Origin of the sequence: Streptomyces sp. Inha503 (genome assembly GCF_047215865.1) — a bacterium.
Classification (GTDB): domain Bacteria; phylum Actinomycetota; class Actinomycetes; order Streptomycetales; family Streptomycetaceae; genus Streptomyces; species Streptomyces lycopersici.
On sequence record NZ_CP178360.1, the window covers coordinates 6,197,960 to 6,213,133 of the forward strand.

Here is a 15,174-nt window from a genome sequence, read left to right on the forward strand (position 1 = left end):
CATTTGCGATTACTAGTGCAAATACGGGCAGTTCACGCGCCGAACAGCGGGCAGCTCAGGACAGGGGCCGCAATCCGGGCAGGTCTCATCGCTCACTTGAGTGAGGGTGGAGGTGTGGCTCAGCCACTCAGCTGTGACTGGCGTGAAACAGCTTATGCGAACACCCGGTCCCCTGTCCGGCGATTCGAGACGTAGGCTGCGTCCTATGGGAAACACGCGCTCGAGCGGAGGGCTGTCCGCCGCTCAACAGGCCGCCAAGTTCCTCGGCGTCAGCGCGCTGGCCGGTGCCGTGATGGCCGGCCTCGCGCTTCCCGCCGTCGGGGCGCTCGGCCTCGCGGCCAAGGGAACGGTCGAGGAGTTCGACGGAATTCCGGCCAATCTCAAGACACCGCCGCTCAGCCAGCGGACCACGATCCTGGACGCCAAGGGCGGGGAGATCGCGAAGGTCTACTCCCGCGACCGGACGATCGTGAAGCTGAATGACATCTCCCCGTACATGCGGCAGGCGATCGTCGCGATCGAGGACGCCCGCTTCTACGAGCACGGGGCGGTCGACCTCAAGGGCGTGCTGCGCGCGGTCAACAGCAACGCGCAGGACGGCGGGGTCTCCCAGGGCGCCTCCACCCTGACCCAGCAGTATGTGAAGAACGTGTTCGTCGAGGAGGCGGGCGACGACAAGGAGAAGGTCGCCCAGGCCACCCGGCAGTCCATAGGCCGCAAGATCAAGGAACTGAAGTACGCGATCAAGGTCGAGAAGGAACTGGGCAAGAAGCGGATCCTCGAGAACTACCTGAACATCACCTTCTTCGGACAGCAGGCGTACGGCATCGAGGCGGCGTCCCAGCGCTACTTCAGCAAGTCCGCCAAGGATCTGAAGCTGGAGCAGGCGGCGCTGCTGGCCGGTCTCGTCCAGTCGCCCAGCCGCTACGACCCGATCAACGCCCCGAAATCGGCCAAGGCGCGCCGCGACACCGTTCTGCGGCGCATGGCCGAGGTGAAGGACATCACTCCGGCACAGGCCGCCGCCGCCCAGAAGAAGCCGCTCGGCCTCAAGGTCAGCATGCCCAGGAGCGGCTGCATCACGGCCGTCAAGGGCGCCGGGTTCTTCTGTGACTACGTCCGCGAGACCCTGCTCAACGACCCGACCTTCGGCAAGACCGCGGAGGCGCGCGCCAAGCGCTGGACCCAGGGCGGTCTGACGATCCGCACGACGCTCGACCCGCAGGCCCAGGAGTCGGTCCAGACGTCGATCAAGAAGCATGTCTACCAGTCCGACCCGGTGGCCACCGCGGTGACACTGGTCGAGCCGGGCACCGGCAAGGTGCTGGGGATGGGCCAGTCCAGGCCGTACGGCTTCGGCGAGAACGAGACCCAGATCAACCTGTCCGCGGACAAGTCCATGGGCGGCTCGAACTACGGCTTCCAGGTCGGCTCCACGTTCAAGCCGATCACCGCGGCGGCCGCCATCGAGCAGGGCAAGAAGCCGTATCAGCGCTACTCCTCGCCGTACAAGATGAAGTATCCGAGCCCGGTCACCACCTGCAAGGGCACCTGGAGCAACGACGAGGGCGCGACGGTCGAGAACGAGAACGAGAAGGAGGTCGGCCCGTACGGGATGAAGGAGGCGACCGCCAAGTCGGTCAACACCTACTTCGTCCAGCTGATCAGCGACATCGGGGTCTGCCCAGTGACGCAGATGGCCGACAAGATGGGGGCGAAGCGCGCCGACGGCCAGGAGCACAACCAGGTGCCCTCGCTCACCCTGGGCTCCGAGGGCTTCTCGCCGCTGACGATGGCCAACGCCTACGCGACCTTCGCCAACCGCGGTGTCTACTGCTCCCCGGTCTTCATCGAGTCGATCACCGGCCCCGGCGGCAAGAAGCTGAAGGTCCCGCAGTCGAAGTGCTCGCGCGCGATGTCGGAGAAGACCGCGGACACCATCAACACGCTGCTGCGCGGAGTGGTCGAGGACGGCACCGGCAAGCAGGCCGGGCTCCAGAGCCGCCCGAGCGCCGGCAAGACGGGTACGACGGACGAGCGCAGGGCCGCGTGGTTCGTCGGCTACACCCCGAACATGGCCGGTGCGGTGTGGGTCGGCGGCCCGGGCGCCAAGGGCGTCAAGATGGAGAACATCACCATCGGCGGCGTCCCCCACGACAAGGTCTACGGCGCTGACACCCCCGGCCCGATCTGGAAGGACGCGATGAGCGGCGCGCTCGACGGCAAGCCGGCGCCGAACTTCGTGAACGTCCAGATCAAGGACCCGAACCAGCGCAAGCCCCACGACGGCAAGAAGCCGGGCGACCGCAAGCCGGGCCGCGACAGGGGCAACGACAACGGCGACAGCGGTGGCCAGGACAACCCGTGGCCGGACATCTCCCTGCCGCCGGACTTGATCGGCGGCGGCAATGGGAATGGCGGGAAAGGCAACGGGAACGGTGGCTGGAACTTCCCGCGGTAGCCGTGGCTCGTGATCGAGCGCTGAAGGGGCCGGACAGAGATGTCCGGCCCCTCTCTTATGTGTGCACACTCCTATGTGTGCACACTCCTATGTGTGCACCCAATGGCGGAGCACGCGGTATACACGTCGCACACAACCCATAACGCAGTGCGACAAGGCGCCCTTCGCCGGGGGACTACCCGCCCGCGAGCTGCCGCTTCACCGCCGCGGCGACCCGGCCGCCCTCCGCCCGCCCGGCGATCTTCGGGTTCACGATCTTCATCACGGCGCCCATGGCCCGCGGCCCCTCCGCGCCACCCGCCGCGGCCTCCCGCACGGCCTCGGCCACCAGGGCGTCCAGCTCGTCGTCCGTAAGGGGCTTCGGCAGATACTCGGCGAGCACCTCGCCCTCCGCCTTCTCCCGCTCGGCCTGCGCGGCGCGTCCACCCTTCTCGAACGCCTCGGCGGCCTCACGGCGCTTCTTGGCCTCCCGCGCGACGATCTTCTCCACCTCGGCGTCGGACAGCTCACGTGCGCTCTCGCCCGCGACCTCTTCCTTGGTGATCGCGGTGATGGTGAGCCGGAGAGTCGAGGAGCGCAGCTCGTCGCGCGCCTTGATCGCCGCGGTGAGATCGTCCTGGAGCCTGGACTTGAGCTTGGTGGTCATGGCGTCGAGTGTGCCAGCACTGGCCGGGAATCACCCGAAGATTTCTCCCCCGGTGGCGTTCTGCGACCATGGACGGCATGCGCGCGCGATACGGAGTACCCCTGGGAATCACGGCGGTCGGCGCGGCCGGCCTCGCCTACGCCGCCTGCTTCGAAGTCCGGTCCTTCAGGCTCCGGCGGATCACCGTTCCGGTGCTCCCACGAGGGATGCGCCCCCTGCGCGTCCTGCAAGTCTCCGACATCCACATGGTGAGCGGCCAGCGCAAGAAGCAGCGCTGGCTCCAGTCCCTGGCCGGCCTGCGCCCCGACTTCGTGGTGAACACCGGGGACAACCTCTCGGACCCGGAGGGCGTGCCGGAGGTCCTGGACGCGCTGGGCCCGCTGATGGAGTTTCCCGGTGCGTATGTCTTCGGCTCGAACGACTACTACGGCCCCAAGCCGCGCAACCCGGCCCGCTATCTGCTGGAGAAGGCCAGCGGAAAGCACGGCCTGAACGGCAACCCCCCGGTCGTCGGCGCCATCCACAACCCGTGGACCGAGCTCCGCGACGCCTTCGACACGGCCGGCTGGGTCGGGCTGTCCAACACCCGCGGCCGACTGAAGCTGGACGACATCGAGATCGCCCTCACCGGCCTCGACGACCCCCACATCAAGCGCGACCGCTACGCCGAGGTGGCCGGCGGCCCCGAGTCGGGCGCCGACCTGTCCCTGGCCGTGGTCCACGCCCCGTATCTGCGCGTCCTCGACGCCTTCGCCGCGGACCGCTACCCCCTGATCCTCGCGGGCCACACCCACGGCGGCCAGCTGTGCATCCCCTTCTACGGCGCCCTGGTCACCAACTGCGACCTCGACGCCCGCCGGGTCAAGGGCCTCTCCCAGCACCAGGCCGGCGGCCACACCTCCTACCTCCACGTCTCCGCGGGCTGCGGCACCAACCGCTACACCCCGGTCCGCTTCGCCTGCCCCCCGGAAGCCACCCTGCTCACCCTCACCCCCCAGGCCCCCTGACCCCACCCCACTCATCGGGACCGCCCCGACCTGCGTGACCTCGAAAACCGGATTTCGTCTCTGGCCACAGGTCCGCTAAAGTAGAGCTCGTTGCTTCGGGGTGTAGCGCAGCTTGGCAGCGCGCTTCGTTCGGGACGAAGAGGTCGTGGGTTCAAATCCCGCCACCCCGACTGAAGGAACACAGGTCAGGGGCCTGATCCGCGAAAGCGGGTCGGGTCCCTGACTCGTTTCCGGGTAGTGGAGTGGCAACCGCGGCTGTTGGGCATGAGGCGCCGGATTCGTCGAGCACGCCTTGAGACCGGCTGAGGGCTCGGGTGATGTTGGCGACGATCGTGGTCACGAGGAGCGAGCCAGCCGCTGATGATCAGCGCGCAGCTCAGCCGCTGATACCAACCGTGCGGAGAGGGCGGAAGCCGTAGCCAACGGTGATGTCCTGGGCCCAGCTCCACGCTCGGGCGTACGCGGGGAGAGCCGTGCGGTGGGTCGGTGCTTGGCGAGTTGCACGAGCCGCGCGGCTGCGTCGTCGCCGACGCGCTGATAGGCGGCGGTCAACTGCTGGTACGCATCCCTGCGTACAGATCGGGTTCGGCGTCGAAGTAACAGTGGGTCAGATGCACAGCGCAGGTGATGTCCCCATGCCGTAGGTCCAGTTGTCCGGAGATCCGTGCTCCCCGGACGGCGGCCTTCGCCATCTCCCCCGCGGTGGTGGGGTGGCTGAGCGGAAGAGCGCGCAGCACCTCGCCGCGCGCCGTTCGCGTCGGCCCCCAATCCACCCCCCGCCGGGGCCAGTCGCACCGGGCGGGCGGGCGCCTATTCGGTCGCGTCGGTCCAGCCCTGGCGGCGGAGGACGGCTGGGATGTCGGGGGCCTGGTAGTGGGGGCCCTTGAGGACCTTGCCGTCGGCGCGGAGGGTGGGGCGGCCGTCGGGGCCGAGTTTGGTCATATTGGCCCGGTGGATCTCGGCGATCACCTCGTCGAGGTCGATGCCGTGGACCAGGGCGGTGCCGTAGGCGACGTAGACCACGTCGGCGAGTTCGTGGGCGAGGTGGTCGAGGGTGCTGTGGGCGCTCGCCTCGGCCACTTCGGCGCACTCCTCGGCCAGGAGGTCCTGACGGTGGGCGGCGAGTTCCGGTGAGACCTCGGTGGGGGTCTTACGGGCGTCGAGGCCGAAGGCCAGGTGGAATTCGCGGACGAGGTCGGCGGGAGAGGGGCGCATTCGTCCGATCGTACGTGGGGGGATGGGTGGCTGGGTGCGGATGAGGGGGAGCGGGATGCGCCGCCCTGCCCGGTGCGGCGTATGGGGCCGGTGTGCTCGGCGCGCGGATCCTTGGGTGGGTGCCTAGGGTGAGCGGTATCAGGCCCTCGACATCCGCCTCCGGGGTGGTGCACCCATGAGTCTCAGCATCCGCAATCAGCTCCCCGCCACCGTCGTGTCCGTGACGCCTGGCGAGGCCATGGCCACGGTCCAGGGGCGGCTGTCCGGGGGGCAGATGGTGACGGCAGCCGTGACCATGAGCGCCGTGACGGAGCTCGGTATCGGGGAGGGCTCCGAGGTGACGGCGCTGGCCAAGGCCACCGAGGTGGCGCTGGCCACCGGGGAGGTCTCGGGGCTGAGCATCCGCAATCGCTTCCCGGGCACCGTCAGCCGCCTCACCCTCGGGGCCGCCATGGTCACCGTCGTCGTCGACATCGGCTCCGGCCAGGAGCTCACGGCCGCCATCACCCAGGACTCGGCGGCGGAGCTGGGGCTCGCCGAGGGCAGCCGCGTGACCGCTCTGATCAAGTCGACCGAGGTGTCGCTCGCCACCGCGTAGGGCCATGGGTGGTGGGGGTGGCGGGGCGGTGGTGCGGCAAGTCGGTGGGGGTGGTGCGGTCGGGCGGTGGGCCAGATGGGTCGCCGACTTCGCCCCGATCTCGCCAACCCGCCATCCCCTGCTCCGTCAACTTCTACAGTGCTGTAGATTTTAACTCCGGTCCACCGAGCACGAGGAGGAGATTGTGGGAGTTTCCCTGTCCAAAGGCGGCAATGTCTCGCTGAGCAAGGAGGCGCCGGGCCTGAGCGCCGTTCTCGTCGGCCTGGGCTGGGACGTGCGGACGACCACGGGCGCCGACTACGACCTCGACGCGAGCGCGCTGCTGTGCGACGAGGCCGGTAAGGTCGCGTCCGACCGGCACTTCGTCTTCTACAACAACCTCACCAGCCCCGACGGCTCCGTGGAGCACACGGGCGACAATCTCACCGGTGAGGGCGAGGGCGACGACGAGGCCATCAAGGTCAATCTGACCGCCGTGCCCGCCGAGATCGCCAGGATCGTCTTCCCGGTCTCCATCCACGACGCGGAGAGCCGCAGCCAGAACTTCGGCCAGATCCGGAACGCCTTCATCCGGGTGGTCAACCAGGCCGACAACGTCGAACTCGCCCGCTACGACCTGAGCGAGGACGCCGCGACCGAGACGGCGATGGTCTTCGGCGAGCTCTACCGCAACGGCGCGGAGTGGAAGTTCCGCGCGGTCGGCCAGGGTTACGCCTCGGGGCTCGCGGGCATCGCCTCCGACTTCGGCGTCAATCTCTGAAATCCCTGACTGACGCCCTCCTGCGGCCGCCGGGCCCGGCCTTTCCCCCGAGGCAGGCCCGGCGGCCGGTTCATTCCCACTCATCGAGCTCATCGAGGAAGCGCCGTCATGACCGCCCCACCCGGCTTACAGGCCGAGGACAGACCCGACTTCGAGCGAGCGCTGGACCAGGCGCTGCGTACGGCGGAGATCCGTGAGGCCCTGCGGCGCAACGGGACCACCAGGGACGCGGCCACCGGAGACGCGCCCACCAGGGACGCGGCCACCGGAGACGCGGGCATCCAACGGCTGCGCGTCCAGGCGCTCGTGGCGAGCGAGCTGATCGCGACGGCCGCCGCACCCGAATACGCCGCGTACCTCCGGCAACGCGCCGCCGCGACGGCGACCGCGTCAAGCGTGCCAACCGCGTCCACCGCGTCCACCGCGTCCACCGCGTCCAGCGCATCTGCCCTATCCGGCTCACCCACCCCCTCGGCAGGCGTCCGTGGACTGCTGCCGGTGCTCGCCGTCCTCACACCGGCTCTGGCCGGGGCCTCGACCGCGGCCTTTCTGCTACTCGGCGGGTTGCTGGGGCTCCTCGACTCCCAACGCGAGCTGGCCGAGGCGCTGTTGACCGCCGGGCTGACCAGCGCGACGATCGCGGCGTTCACTCTGGTGGTGGGGGTGGCCTGCCTGCTCGTCACCGCCGTACGCCACCGAATCTCGGCCCCCGACCAGCGCCCGCGTCCGCGTCCTCATGGGCACCTACGTCCGCACCGGCATCCACCCACGCACCCGCCCCACCTCAGGCGCCGGGATGACGCGGCCGTGGCCACGGCGCGCGACGCCTGGCTGAGGGCCCTTCTTCACCGCGGCATCCTGCCGTTCCTGCGCGACCGGCTGGAGAGGTCGCACAGCCCGTCCCGGACGAGTCAGAAGAGCGAGAGAGGAACCACATGACGGTAAACCTGGCCAAAGGCCAGCGGATCAGCCTGAACAAGTCCGACGGGGGTGAGCTCACCGCGGTGCGCATGGGCCTGGGCTGGCAGGCCGCGCCGCGGAAGGGGTTCCTCGCCCGGCTGACCGCCAAGGAGATCGACCTGGACGCCTCGGCCGTGCTCTTCGCCGGGCGGGAAGCCGTGGACGTCGTGTTCTTCCAGCATCTGACGAGCGACGACGGATCCGTGCGGCACACCGGCGACAACCTCATCGGCGGCGCCGGCCAAGGCGGTGACGACGAATCGATCCTGATCGATCTACAGCGTGTTCCGGTCCATGTCGATCAGATCCTGTTCACGGTGAACTCCTTCTCCGGACAGACCTTCGCCGAGGTGCAGAACGCGTTCTGCCGTCTGGTCGACGAGACCAACGGCCAGGAGCTGGCCCGCTACACCCTGAGCGGCGGCGGCCCGTACACGGCTCAGATCATGGCCAAGGTCCACCGCGGGGACGGGGGCGGAGCGGGCGGGGCGTGGCAGATGTCGGCGATCGGCGCGCCCGCCACCGGGCGGACGTTCCAGGATCTGCTGCCGGTCCTCGCCTCCCACCTCTGACCTCCCGTTCCCATACGGCCTGTGGCGCGTTTCGCACCGCCCGAGGGAGAATCTGAGAATGACCGAGCGAAAGCCACCGGGCATCAGTTTCGAAACGTGGGCCGACCGGCAGATCCGCGAGGCGGAGGAACGCGGCGCGTTCGCCAACCTCCAGGGAAAGGGAAAGCCTCTCCCCAATCTCGACAGGCCCTACGACGATCTGTGGTGGGTCAAGGAGAAGATGGCCCGCGAGAATCTGTCGTTTCTGCCGCCGACACTCGTACTGCGAAAAGAGGCGGAAGACGCGCTCGCCGCCGTGGAGAACGCGCCGTCGGAGCGGATGGTGCGGGAGATCCTCTCGGAGGTCAATGACAAGATCCGGGAGGCGATCCGGCGGCCCCCGCCCGGCCCGCCGCTCAATCTCGCGCCGTTCGACATCGACGAGGCCGTACGGACGTGGCGGGAGCGCCGGGACCGCGAGCGGGCGGAGGAAGACTGAGCGGGTGGGCCGAGGCGTACGGCGCCCCGGCCCACCCTTGGTCCGGAGCTTCAGTGCCTCCGGAGCGAGCCTCAGGGCCTCCAGGGCTCAGTGCCTCCGGAGCCTCAGGGCCTCCGCGGACCGCTCGGATACGTGGACCACTCGGACTACCCGTCGTTGCCGTACGGGCGAGTGATGATCTCCATGCCATGACCGGCCGGGTCCATGAAGTACAGCCCGCGCCCGCCGTGATGGTGGTTGATCTCGCCCGGCTGCTTCAGATGGGGATCGGCGTAGTACGTGACCCCCTGCTCCCGGATCCGCCCGAAGGCCGCGTCGAACTCCTCGTCCGAGATGAGGAACGCGTAATGCTGCATGACGATCGACTCGCCGGGAATGGTGGCGAAGTCCAGGGTCACACCATTACTGGTCTCCACCGGGACGAACGGGCCCCATTCCTCTCCCACCTCAAGGCCGAGGATATTCGCCAGGAATTCCGCGGATTCGTGGTTGTCCAGAGAATGGACGATCGTGTGATTCAACTCGACAGACACTGTGGAATGCCTCCGTAAGGCAATCTCACGGGCACCTCCATGCCTCACCCAGCCGGTGACCGACACGCGATGCCGTACTTCCGATCGTAGGCGCCGACGCCTACGGCCGTCGAGGGCCCCAGCCCTCTCCCCCGTGGCAGCCACCACCATCGGGATCCCCGTCCGCGGGCCCTTTCCGCACGGCCGCCACGCTGAAGATCCCGCCCTCCGGGTCGCGCAGCGCCGCGATGCGCCCATAGGGGGTGTCGGCCGGCAGCGAGATGACGCCGCCGCCGAGCTCCGCGGCGCGTTCGGCGACCTCGTCGACGTCCTTCACGCAGAAGTAGACCCGCCAGCGGGGCCGGACGTTCGGGTCAGGGGCGGCCTCGAGGGCGCCGCCGCGCAGCCCCGCGACGGCCTTACCGTCGATATGGAGGACCACCCGGTCGTGTTCGAAGCGGACGTCGCAGCGCTCCCGCCCCTGGGCGTCCCAGCCGAAGACCTGACCGTAGAAGAGCGCCGCCTCGAAGGCGTCACGGGTGCGCAGCTCCAGCCATACGGGCGCGCCCGGTCTGCGCTCGCCCCACCAGGCGGAGGTCAGATCGCCCTCCCAGATGCCGAAGTTGGCCCCGTCCGGGTCGGCCGCCCAGGCCACCCGGCCGCTGCCGAACTCCAGCGGCCCGACCGCGACCGTGCCGCCGCGCTCCTGGACGCGCGAGGCCACCTCGTCCGCGCTGTCCGCCGCGAAGTACGTGGTCCAGGTGACCGGCAGGCTCACCCCCGCCGACGGCGACGAGGCGCCGATGCCGACGGTCGGTACGCCGCCCTCGGTGTACGCGATGGTGTAACGGCCGTGACCCTGCCGGGTGGGGCGGAAGCCCCAGCCGAAGAGCTCTCCGTAGAAGTGGTGCGCGCGGTCCAGATCCGCTGCCATCAGACTCACCCAGCAGGGCGCGCCCTGGACAGCACGGAACCTCTCCCGCAAGGCCGCTCACCTCACTCATATCCCCGGGGGCGCCATAGACGTCCCGCAGGCAGCCGTCATCGATCGGGCTTCACGCCCGATATCTACACCTTCCTCCGATTTCGCGGCCAGCGCCACCTTGGTGCGCACCGGCGCGTTGATGCCCACCCGTGCGCCCTCCGGGGCGCCCACCCGTGTACCTACCGGCGCGCCCGCCCATGTACCCATCGGCATGCCCAACCGTGTACCCATCGACGCGCCCCCGAGTGCCCGCGCGAGGAGGGGGCGCACACGCTGTTGTGGCGCATCACACCGGGGCGCGTCCGGCATCGGGGCACGGCCACCCGGGCGCGGCAGGGCAGTATTGCGCCATGTCGAATCTCCGCTCAAACATCGTCGCCTGGCTGGGCCGCAAGTACTTTACGAGAATTCAGAAGAACGGCTTCGACTTGTCCAAGATGTCGTTCCTCCCGGACGCCACACTGGCACCGCTGAGGCGCGACGGCCTCGACCCCATTCCCGATCTGTCCCGAACCAGGGCAAAGGAACCCATTAGCAAGATATGGCTGCCTTTCGGCATCAATGCCTGGCTTGTCACCGGATATGACGAGACCAAGGCGGTGCTCGGAAAGGCGAAGGGGTTCAGCTCCGATTTCACCAACCTCGCGGAACGGAACATCGGCGTGGCCCCGCAGCAGAATCCCGGAGGTCTCGGTTTCAGCGATCCACCGACGCATACGAGACTGCGACGCCTGCTGACGCCCGAATTCACCATGCGGCGGCTCAGCAGGCTCACCCCGCGCATCCACTCCATCGTGGAGGAGCGCCTCGACGAGATGGCCGCGGCCGAGGGCCCGGTGGATCTCGTGCAGTCGTTCGCGCTGCCCATCCCCGCGCTGGTCATCTGCGAACTCCTCGGTGTGCCGTACGAGGACCGCGATGACTTCCAGCGCCACAGCACGGCGCGGTTCGACCTCTTCGACGGGGCGAACGCCTCCCTCGGCGCGATGTCGGACTCCCTCTCCTATCTGCACGGGATCGTGCGGAAGCAGCGTGAGACGCCCGGCGACGGGCTGCTCGGCATGCTGGTGAAGGAGCACGGCGACGAGCTCGACGACCATGAGCTGGCCGGGCTCGCCGACGGGGTGCTGACCGGCGGCCTGGAGACGACCGCGAGCATGCTGGCGCTCGGCACGCTGGTGCTGCTCCAGGCCCCCGAGCAGTTCGCCGCGATACGTGACCAGGACGAGGTCGTGGACCCGTTCGTGGAGGAGCTGCTGCGCTATCTCACCGTGGTGCAGGTGGCGTTCCCGCGGTTCGCCCGCGAGGACATGGAGATCGCGGGCACCCGGATATCCGCCGGTGATCTGGTGCTGTGCTCACTGAGCGGGGCCAACCGGGACGAGAAGCTGGGCCCGGACATGGAGCGGGTCGATCCGCATCGGCAGGCCTCCTCTCATCTGGCCTTCGGGTACGGCATCCACCGCTGCATCGGCGCCGAGCTGGCCAAGATGGAACTCCGGGCCGCCTACCCCGCGCTCATACGGCGGTTCCCGGCGATGCGGCTCGCGGTACCGGCGGAGAAGCTCTCGTTCCGGAAGCTCTCCATCGTCTACGGCGTGGAGGAGCTGCCGGTGCTGCTGAAGTAGCCGAGCCCGGGGAGGGGACGGGGCGAACGGGAGGGACAGGGGACCGGAGGGACAGGGGACCGGAGGGGTGGGAGGCCGGAGGGGCGGGAGGGTATCGGTATCGGGCGTCCGGTATCGGATATCGGTATCCGGCGTCGGACATCGGGAGGGTATTCAGGTATTCAGAAGCGCTCGACCAAGTGCTCGCGCCCACGCGGGGGCTCGTACGACGTCGGCCAGAAGTCGGTGATGGTCTGGATCCGGCCGTCCGCCGAGGCGGTGAAGAAGCTGATCGCCTGCGTCTCCTCCTCGTCCACGCTGAAACTCACCCAGGAGACCGCCTGATCGCCGTCGGTGACGACGCGCTCGACCTCCAGGCTCCACTCGCCCACGTGCTCCGCGTTGAAGCGGACCACCCCGTCCCGGCCCAGCACCCGCTCGCGGGTCTGCGGCAGCTCGTAGCGGACGTCGTCGGCGAGGGTGGCGCCGAATGCCCGCCAGTCCCTGGCCTGGGCCGTTGCCCAGTACGTCTCAACCGTCGCGCCTATGTCGGCCATCAGCTCCCCCTCGGTGTGCGGCCTCGCGTCCATCCCGCCGGGAACGTTATCCACAGGCGTGGGACGACGCCAGCGCGCATGTCGGGGTGCGGCGCAGAATGGTGGGCATGACTGAGAGCACGGAGTCCATGCCGGACTGGGAAAAGCGCTTCCGGGCGCCGCGAGTGGGGCTGCCCGACTGGGCGGAGGACGCCCCGGACCACTCGCTGTTCGTCTCGAACGCCACGGGTACGTACGAGCTGTACGCATGGGACCGGGCCACCGGTGCCCAGCGGCAGGTCACGGACCGGCCGAACGGGACGACCGACGGGGTGCTGTCGCCGGACGGCCGGTGGATCTGGTGGTTCTCGGACACCGACGGCGATGAGTTCGGGGTGTGGCTGCGCCAGCCGTTCAGCGGCGGCGGGCGCGACGAGGGCGACGAGCGCCCGGCCGACGAGCCCGCCACCCCGGGTCTGGAGCCCTCCTACCCCGCGGGTCTCGCGCTGGGCCGCGACGGCACGGCGGTCGTCGGGCGGTCCACCGACGAGGACGGCTCGACCATCCATGTGGTGCGGCCGGGCGGCGAGTCCGAGGAGATCTACCGGCACCGCGAGTCCGCCGGAGTGGGCGATCTCTCATATGACGGGACGCTGATCGCGATCGAGCACACCGAGCACGGCGACGCGATGCACTCGGCGATCCGGGTCCTGCGGCCGGACGGGACGGCCGTCGCGGAGCTGGACGACACCAAGGGCGGCACGGAGGAGCTGGGCCTGTCCGTGATGGGCTTCGCGCCCGTGGAGGGCGACACCCGGCTGCTGGTCGGGCATCAGCGGCGCGGCCGGTGGGAGCCCATGGTGTGGGATCCGACGACCGGTGTGGAGACCGCGCTGGGGATCGACCTCCCCGGTGACGTCGGGGCGGACTGGTTCCCGGACGGATCGGCGCTGCTGGTCGAGCACAGCCATCAGGCCCGCAGCGAGCTGTGGCGGTACGACCTCGCCTGCGGCGAGCTGACCCGCCTGGAGACCCCGGCGGGCACGATCTCGGGCGCCACGGCGCGGCCGGACGGCACGGTGGAGTTCCTGTGGTCGTCGGCCGAGAAGCCGCCCCAGGTGCGGTCGACGAGCGGGCGCACGGTGCTGGACCCGCCCGGTTTCACCGCCCCGGAGTCGGTGCCGGTCACCGACGTCTGGGTGGACGGCCCCGGTGGGCGGGTGCACGCGCTGGTGCAGAAGCCCTCGGGCGAGGGTCCCTTCCCCACGGTTTTCGACATCCACGGCGGGCCGACCTGGCACGACAGCGACGCCTTCGCGGCGGGCCCCGCGGCCTGGGTGGACCACGGCTTCGCCGTCGTGCGGGTCAACTACCGCGGCTCCACCGGCTATGGGCGGGCGTGGACGGACGCGCTCAAGCACCGGGTCGGGCTGATCGAGCTGGAGGACATCGCCGCCGTGCGGGAGTGGGCGGTGGACTCCGGGCTCGCCGACCCCGAGCGGCTGGTGCTGGCCGGCGGCTCCTGGGGCGGCTATCTCACGCTGCTGGGGCTCGGGACCCAGCCGGCTTCCTGGGCGCTGGGGCTGGCCGCGGTCCCGGTCGCGGACTATGTGACGGCCTACCACGACGAGATGGAGGCCCTGAAGGCGATGGACCGCACCCTGCTGGGCGGCACGCCGGAGGAGGTGCCGGAGCGGTTCGAGGCGTCGTCCCCGCTGACCTATGTGGAGGAGGTGCGGGCGCCGGTCTACATCTCGGCGGGGGTGAACGACCCGCGCTGCCCCATACGGCAGATCGACAACTATGTGGAGCGGCTCGAGCGGCGCGGCACCCCGCATGAGGTCTACCGCTATGACGCGGGGCACGGCTCGCTGGTCGTCGAGGAGCGGATCAAGCAGTTGCGCTTGGAGATCGAGTTCGCTCGGCGTCATCTGGGGTCGGGTCCGCACCCGGCGCCGTCGCGGCCGTCGGAGCCGTCGGCTCGGGTGGCGTGATGCCGAGGGCCAGATCGCGGGCCGTCTCGGCCTCGCGGCGGAACAGCCGGAACCACATGAAGACCACGAAGCCCGCGAAGACGAACCACTCACCGGTGTAGCCCAGGTTCTGGAACGCCTTGATGTCGAGCCCGGTGCCCTCCGCCGCCGTGGGGGGCACCGGCTTCAGGACCCCGGGCGCCTCGGCGGAGGTGACCCAGGCGTCGTACACCTGGTACGGCACCAGGTTGACCAGGGAGGCGGCGCTGATCATGCCCAGCTGACCGCGAGGGAGGCCGCCGCTCGCGCTGACCCCGTCGCCGCCCTGGTGCTCGGACGCCTGTAGCGCACCGGTGACGGTCACCTCGCCGGAGGGGGGTGCGGGCACCTTGGCGGTGACCGCCGGATCGTCGGCGTCGCCGGGGAGCCAGCCGCGGACGACGGGCAGCGCCTTGGCGCCGTCCTCGGCCGCGTCCCCGCCCTCGCCTCTGGCGCCGTCCTTGCCCCCGTCCTTGCCCTCATCCACGCGCAGCAGAGTCAGCACATAGAAACCGTCGCGGCCGTCCAGCCGCCGGTCGGGCACGAGGAGTTGATGTGCGGTGTCATATCGGCCGGTGGCGGTGGCCCGCTCCCCGGAGGTCTTCGCGGTGACCGGCAGCAGATCGCCCAGCGGCCGGGCCGCGGCCTTCCGCTCGGCGGACGCCTCGTCCTGCTGCTGGTTGTGCGTGTTGACACGCGTCTCGAAGCGGCTGAGCTGCCAGCTGCCCATGAAGAGGCAGACCGGGATCGCCAACAGGGTGAACACGTTGATCACCCACCAGCGTGGGGTCAGCAGAAACCGATACACACCCCCACGGTACGGGC

The 15,174-nt window shown here is 69.6% G+C and carries 15 protein-coding genes, 1 tRNA gene and 1 pseudogene; 10 read left to right on the top strand and 7 right to left on the bottom strand.

Annotation, left to right across the window (positions count from 1 at the left end):
• The first annotated feature begins 205 nt into the window (after positions 1 to 205).
• On the top strand, positions 206 to 2,461 hold the full coding sequence (locus ACJX2R_RS25465) for a transglycosylase domain-containing protein (protein ID WP_413102020.1): 2,256 nt from the start codon (positions 206 to 208) through the stop codon (positions 2,459 to 2,461).
• Between the two features lie 175 nt (positions 2,462 to 2,636).
• Here ACJX2R_RS25465 and ACJX2R_RS25470 read toward each other — a convergent pair whose 3' ends face one another.
• The gene (locus ACJX2R_RS25470) at positions 2,637 to 3,107 is read right to left on the bottom strand and encodes a GatB/YqeY domain-containing protein (RefSeq protein ID WP_262702164.1); all 471 of its coding nucleotides are present in this window, start codon (positions 3,105 to 3,107) and stop codon (positions 2,637 to 2,639) included.
• Positions 3,108 to 3,184: 77 nt separating this feature from the next.
• Here ACJX2R_RS25470 and ACJX2R_RS25475 point away from each other — a divergent pair, with 77 nt between their 5' ends.
• Both ACJX2R_RS25475 and ACJX2R_RS25480 read left to right on the top strand, forming a co-directional pair.
• The gene (locus ACJX2R_RS25475; RefSeq protein ID WP_413102021.1) at positions 3,185 to 4,114 is read left to right on the top strand and encodes a metallophosphoesterase; all 930 of its coding nucleotides are present in this window, start codon (positions 3,185 to 3,187) and stop codon (positions 4,112 to 4,114) included.
• 96 nt (positions 4,115 to 4,210) lie between these two features.
• Positions 4,211 to 4,284, top strand: a tRNA-Pro gene (locus tag ACJX2R_RS25480).
• Between the two features lie 227 nt (positions 4,285 to 4,511).
• On the opposite strand, the pseudogene ACJX2R_RS25485 reads toward ACJX2R_RS25480, so the two are convergent.
• Together ACJX2R_RS25485 and ACJX2R_RS25490 are read right to left on the bottom strand one after the other, a co-directional pair.
• Positions 4,512 to 4,678: pseudogene (locus ACJX2R_RS25485) on the bottom strand (membrane-associated oxidoreductase); the annotation flags it as partial.
• Between the two features lie 246 nt (positions 4,679 to 4,924).
• A complete protein-coding gene (locus ACJX2R_RS25490) occupies positions 4,925 to 5,329 on the bottom strand; it encodes a MazG nucleotide pyrophosphohydrolase domain-containing protein (protein ID WP_413102022.1) in 405 nt (134 codons plus the stop codon).
• A gap of 175 nt (positions 5,330 to 5,504) precedes the next feature.
• On the opposite strand from ACJX2R_RS25490, the gene ACJX2R_RS25495 reads away from it, so the two are divergent.
• From ACJX2R_RS25495 to ACJX2R_RS25515, 5 genes are all read left to right on the top strand, one after another.
• A complete protein-coding gene (locus tag ACJX2R_RS25495) occupies positions 5,505 to 5,927 on the top strand; it encodes a TOBE domain-containing protein (protein WP_413102023.1) in 423 nt (140 codons plus the stop codon).
• A gap of 184 nt (positions 5,928 to 6,111) precedes the next feature.
• Entirely contained in the window at positions 6,112 to 6,687 is a 576-nt protein-coding gene (locus ACJX2R_RS25500) for a TerD family protein (RefSeq protein WP_413102024.1), read from the top strand.
• A 108-nt stretch (positions 6,688 to 6,795) separates the two neighbouring features.
• Complete coding sequence (locus ACJX2R_RS25505; RefSeq protein WP_413102025.1) at positions 6,796 to 7,626, top strand: hypothetical protein; 831 nt, start codon at positions 6,796 to 6,798, stop codon at positions 7,624 to 7,626.
• Entirely contained in the window at positions 7,623 to 8,219 is a 597-nt protein-coding gene (locus ACJX2R_RS25510; RefSeq protein WP_413102026.1) for a TerD family protein, read from the top strand. The genes ACJX2R_RS25505 and ACJX2R_RS25510 overlap by 4 nt, the downstream gene beginning before the upstream one ends.
• 58 nt (positions 8,220 to 8,277) lie before the next feature.
• A complete protein-coding gene (locus tag ACJX2R_RS25515) occupies positions 8,278 to 8,697 on the top strand; it encodes a DUF1992 domain-containing protein (RefSeq protein WP_413102027.1) in 420 nt (139 codons plus the stop codon).
• A 146-nt stretch (positions 8,698 to 8,843) separates the two neighbouring features.
• Here ACJX2R_RS25515 and ACJX2R_RS25520 read toward each other — a convergent pair whose 3' ends face one another.
• Together ACJX2R_RS25520 and ACJX2R_RS25525 are read right to left on the bottom strand one after the other, a co-directional pair.
• Positions 8,844 to 9,230 (bottom strand): VOC family protein, encoded by a 387-nt coding sequence (locus ACJX2R_RS25520; protein ID WP_413102028.1) that lies wholly within the window; start codon positions 9,228 to 9,230, stop codon positions 8,844 to 8,846.
• 100 nt (positions 9,231 to 9,330) lie between these two features.
• Positions 9,331 to 10,143: a VOC family protein gene (locus ACJX2R_RS25525; protein WP_413102029.1), complete on the bottom strand. Its 813-nt coding sequence runs from the start codon at positions 10,141 to 10,143 to the stop codon at positions 9,331 to 9,333.
• Between the two features lie 401 nt (positions 10,144 to 10,544).
• Between ACJX2R_RS25525 and ACJX2R_RS25530 the strand changes: the two genes are divergently transcribed.
• Positions 10,545 to 11,822: a cytochrome P450 gene (locus tag ACJX2R_RS25530; protein WP_262702174.1), complete on the top strand. Its 1,278-nt coding sequence runs from the start codon at positions 10,545 to 10,547 to the stop codon at positions 11,820 to 11,822.
• A gap of 161 nt (positions 11,823 to 11,983) precedes the next feature.
• Here ACJX2R_RS25530 and ACJX2R_RS25535 read toward each other — a convergent pair whose 3' ends face one another.
• Entirely contained in the window at positions 11,984 to 12,358 is a 375-nt protein-coding gene (locus tag ACJX2R_RS25535; RefSeq protein ID WP_413105950.1) for a nuclear transport factor 2 family protein, read from the bottom strand.
• A 98-nt stretch (positions 12,359 to 12,456) separates the two neighbouring features.
• On the opposite strand from ACJX2R_RS25535, the gene ACJX2R_RS25540 reads away from it, so the two are divergent.
• Complete coding sequence (locus ACJX2R_RS25540; RefSeq protein WP_413102030.1) at positions 12,457 to 14,331, top strand: prolyl oligopeptidase family serine peptidase; 1,875 nt, start codon at positions 12,457 to 12,459, stop codon at positions 14,329 to 14,331.
• Here ACJX2R_RS25540 and ACJX2R_RS25545 read toward each other — a convergent pair.
• Entirely contained in the window at positions 14,228 to 15,157 is a 930-nt protein-coding gene (locus ACJX2R_RS25545; RefSeq protein ID WP_413102031.1) for an SURF1 family protein, read from the bottom strand. The genes ACJX2R_RS25540 and ACJX2R_RS25545 overlap by 104 nt on opposite strands.
• Positions 15,158 to 15,174: the final 17 nt, after the last annotated feature.

Bases quoted from the DNA above. Each gene is read 5' to 3' on its own strand.
- ACJX2R_RS25465 (WP_413102020.1), top strand. From the start codon at position 206: ATGGGAAACACGCGCTCGAGCGGAGGGCTGTCCGCCGCTCAACAGGCC.
- ACJX2R_RS25470 (WP_262702164.1), bottom strand. From the start codon at position 3,107: ATGACCACCAAGCTCAAGTCCAGGCTCCAGGACGATCTCACCGCGGCG.
- ACJX2R_RS25475 (WP_413102021.1), top strand. From the start codon at position 3,185: ATGCGCGCGCGATACGGAGTACCCCTGGGAATCACGGCGGTCGGCGCG.
- ACJX2R_RS25490 (WP_413102022.1), bottom strand. From the start codon at position 5,329: ATGCGCCCCTCTCCCGCCGACCTCGTCCGCGAATTCCACCTGGCCTTC.
- ACJX2R_RS25495 (WP_413102023.1), top strand. From the start codon at position 5,505: ATGAGTCTCAGCATCCGCAATCAGCTCCCCGCCACCGTCGTGTCCGTG.
- ACJX2R_RS25505 (WP_413102025.1), top strand. From the start codon at position 6,796: ATGACCGCCCCACCCGGCTTACAGGCCGAGGACAGACCCGACTTCGAG.
- ACJX2R_RS25510 (WP_413102026.1), top strand. From the start codon at position 7,623: ATGACGGTAAACCTGGCCAAAGGCCAGCGGATCAGCCTGAACAAGTCC.
- ACJX2R_RS25515 (WP_413102027.1), top strand. From the start codon at position 8,278: ATGACCGAGCGAAAGCCACCGGGCATCAGTTTCGAAACGTGGGCCGAC.
- ACJX2R_RS25525 (WP_413102029.1), bottom strand. From the start codon at position 10,143: ATGGCAGCGGATCTGGACCGCGCGCACCACTTCTACGGAGAGCTCTTC.
- ACJX2R_RS25530 (WP_262702174.1), top strand. From the start codon at position 10,545: ATGTCGAATCTCCGCTCAAACATCGTCGCCTGGCTGGGCCGCAAGTAC.
- ACJX2R_RS25535 (WP_413105950.1), bottom strand. From the start codon at position 12,358: ATGGCCGACATAGGCGCGACGGTTGAGACGTACTGGGCAACGGCCCAG.
- ACJX2R_RS25540 (WP_413102030.1), top strand. From the start codon at position 12,457: ATGGTGGGCATGACTGAGAGCACGGAGTCCATGCCGGACTGGGAAAAG.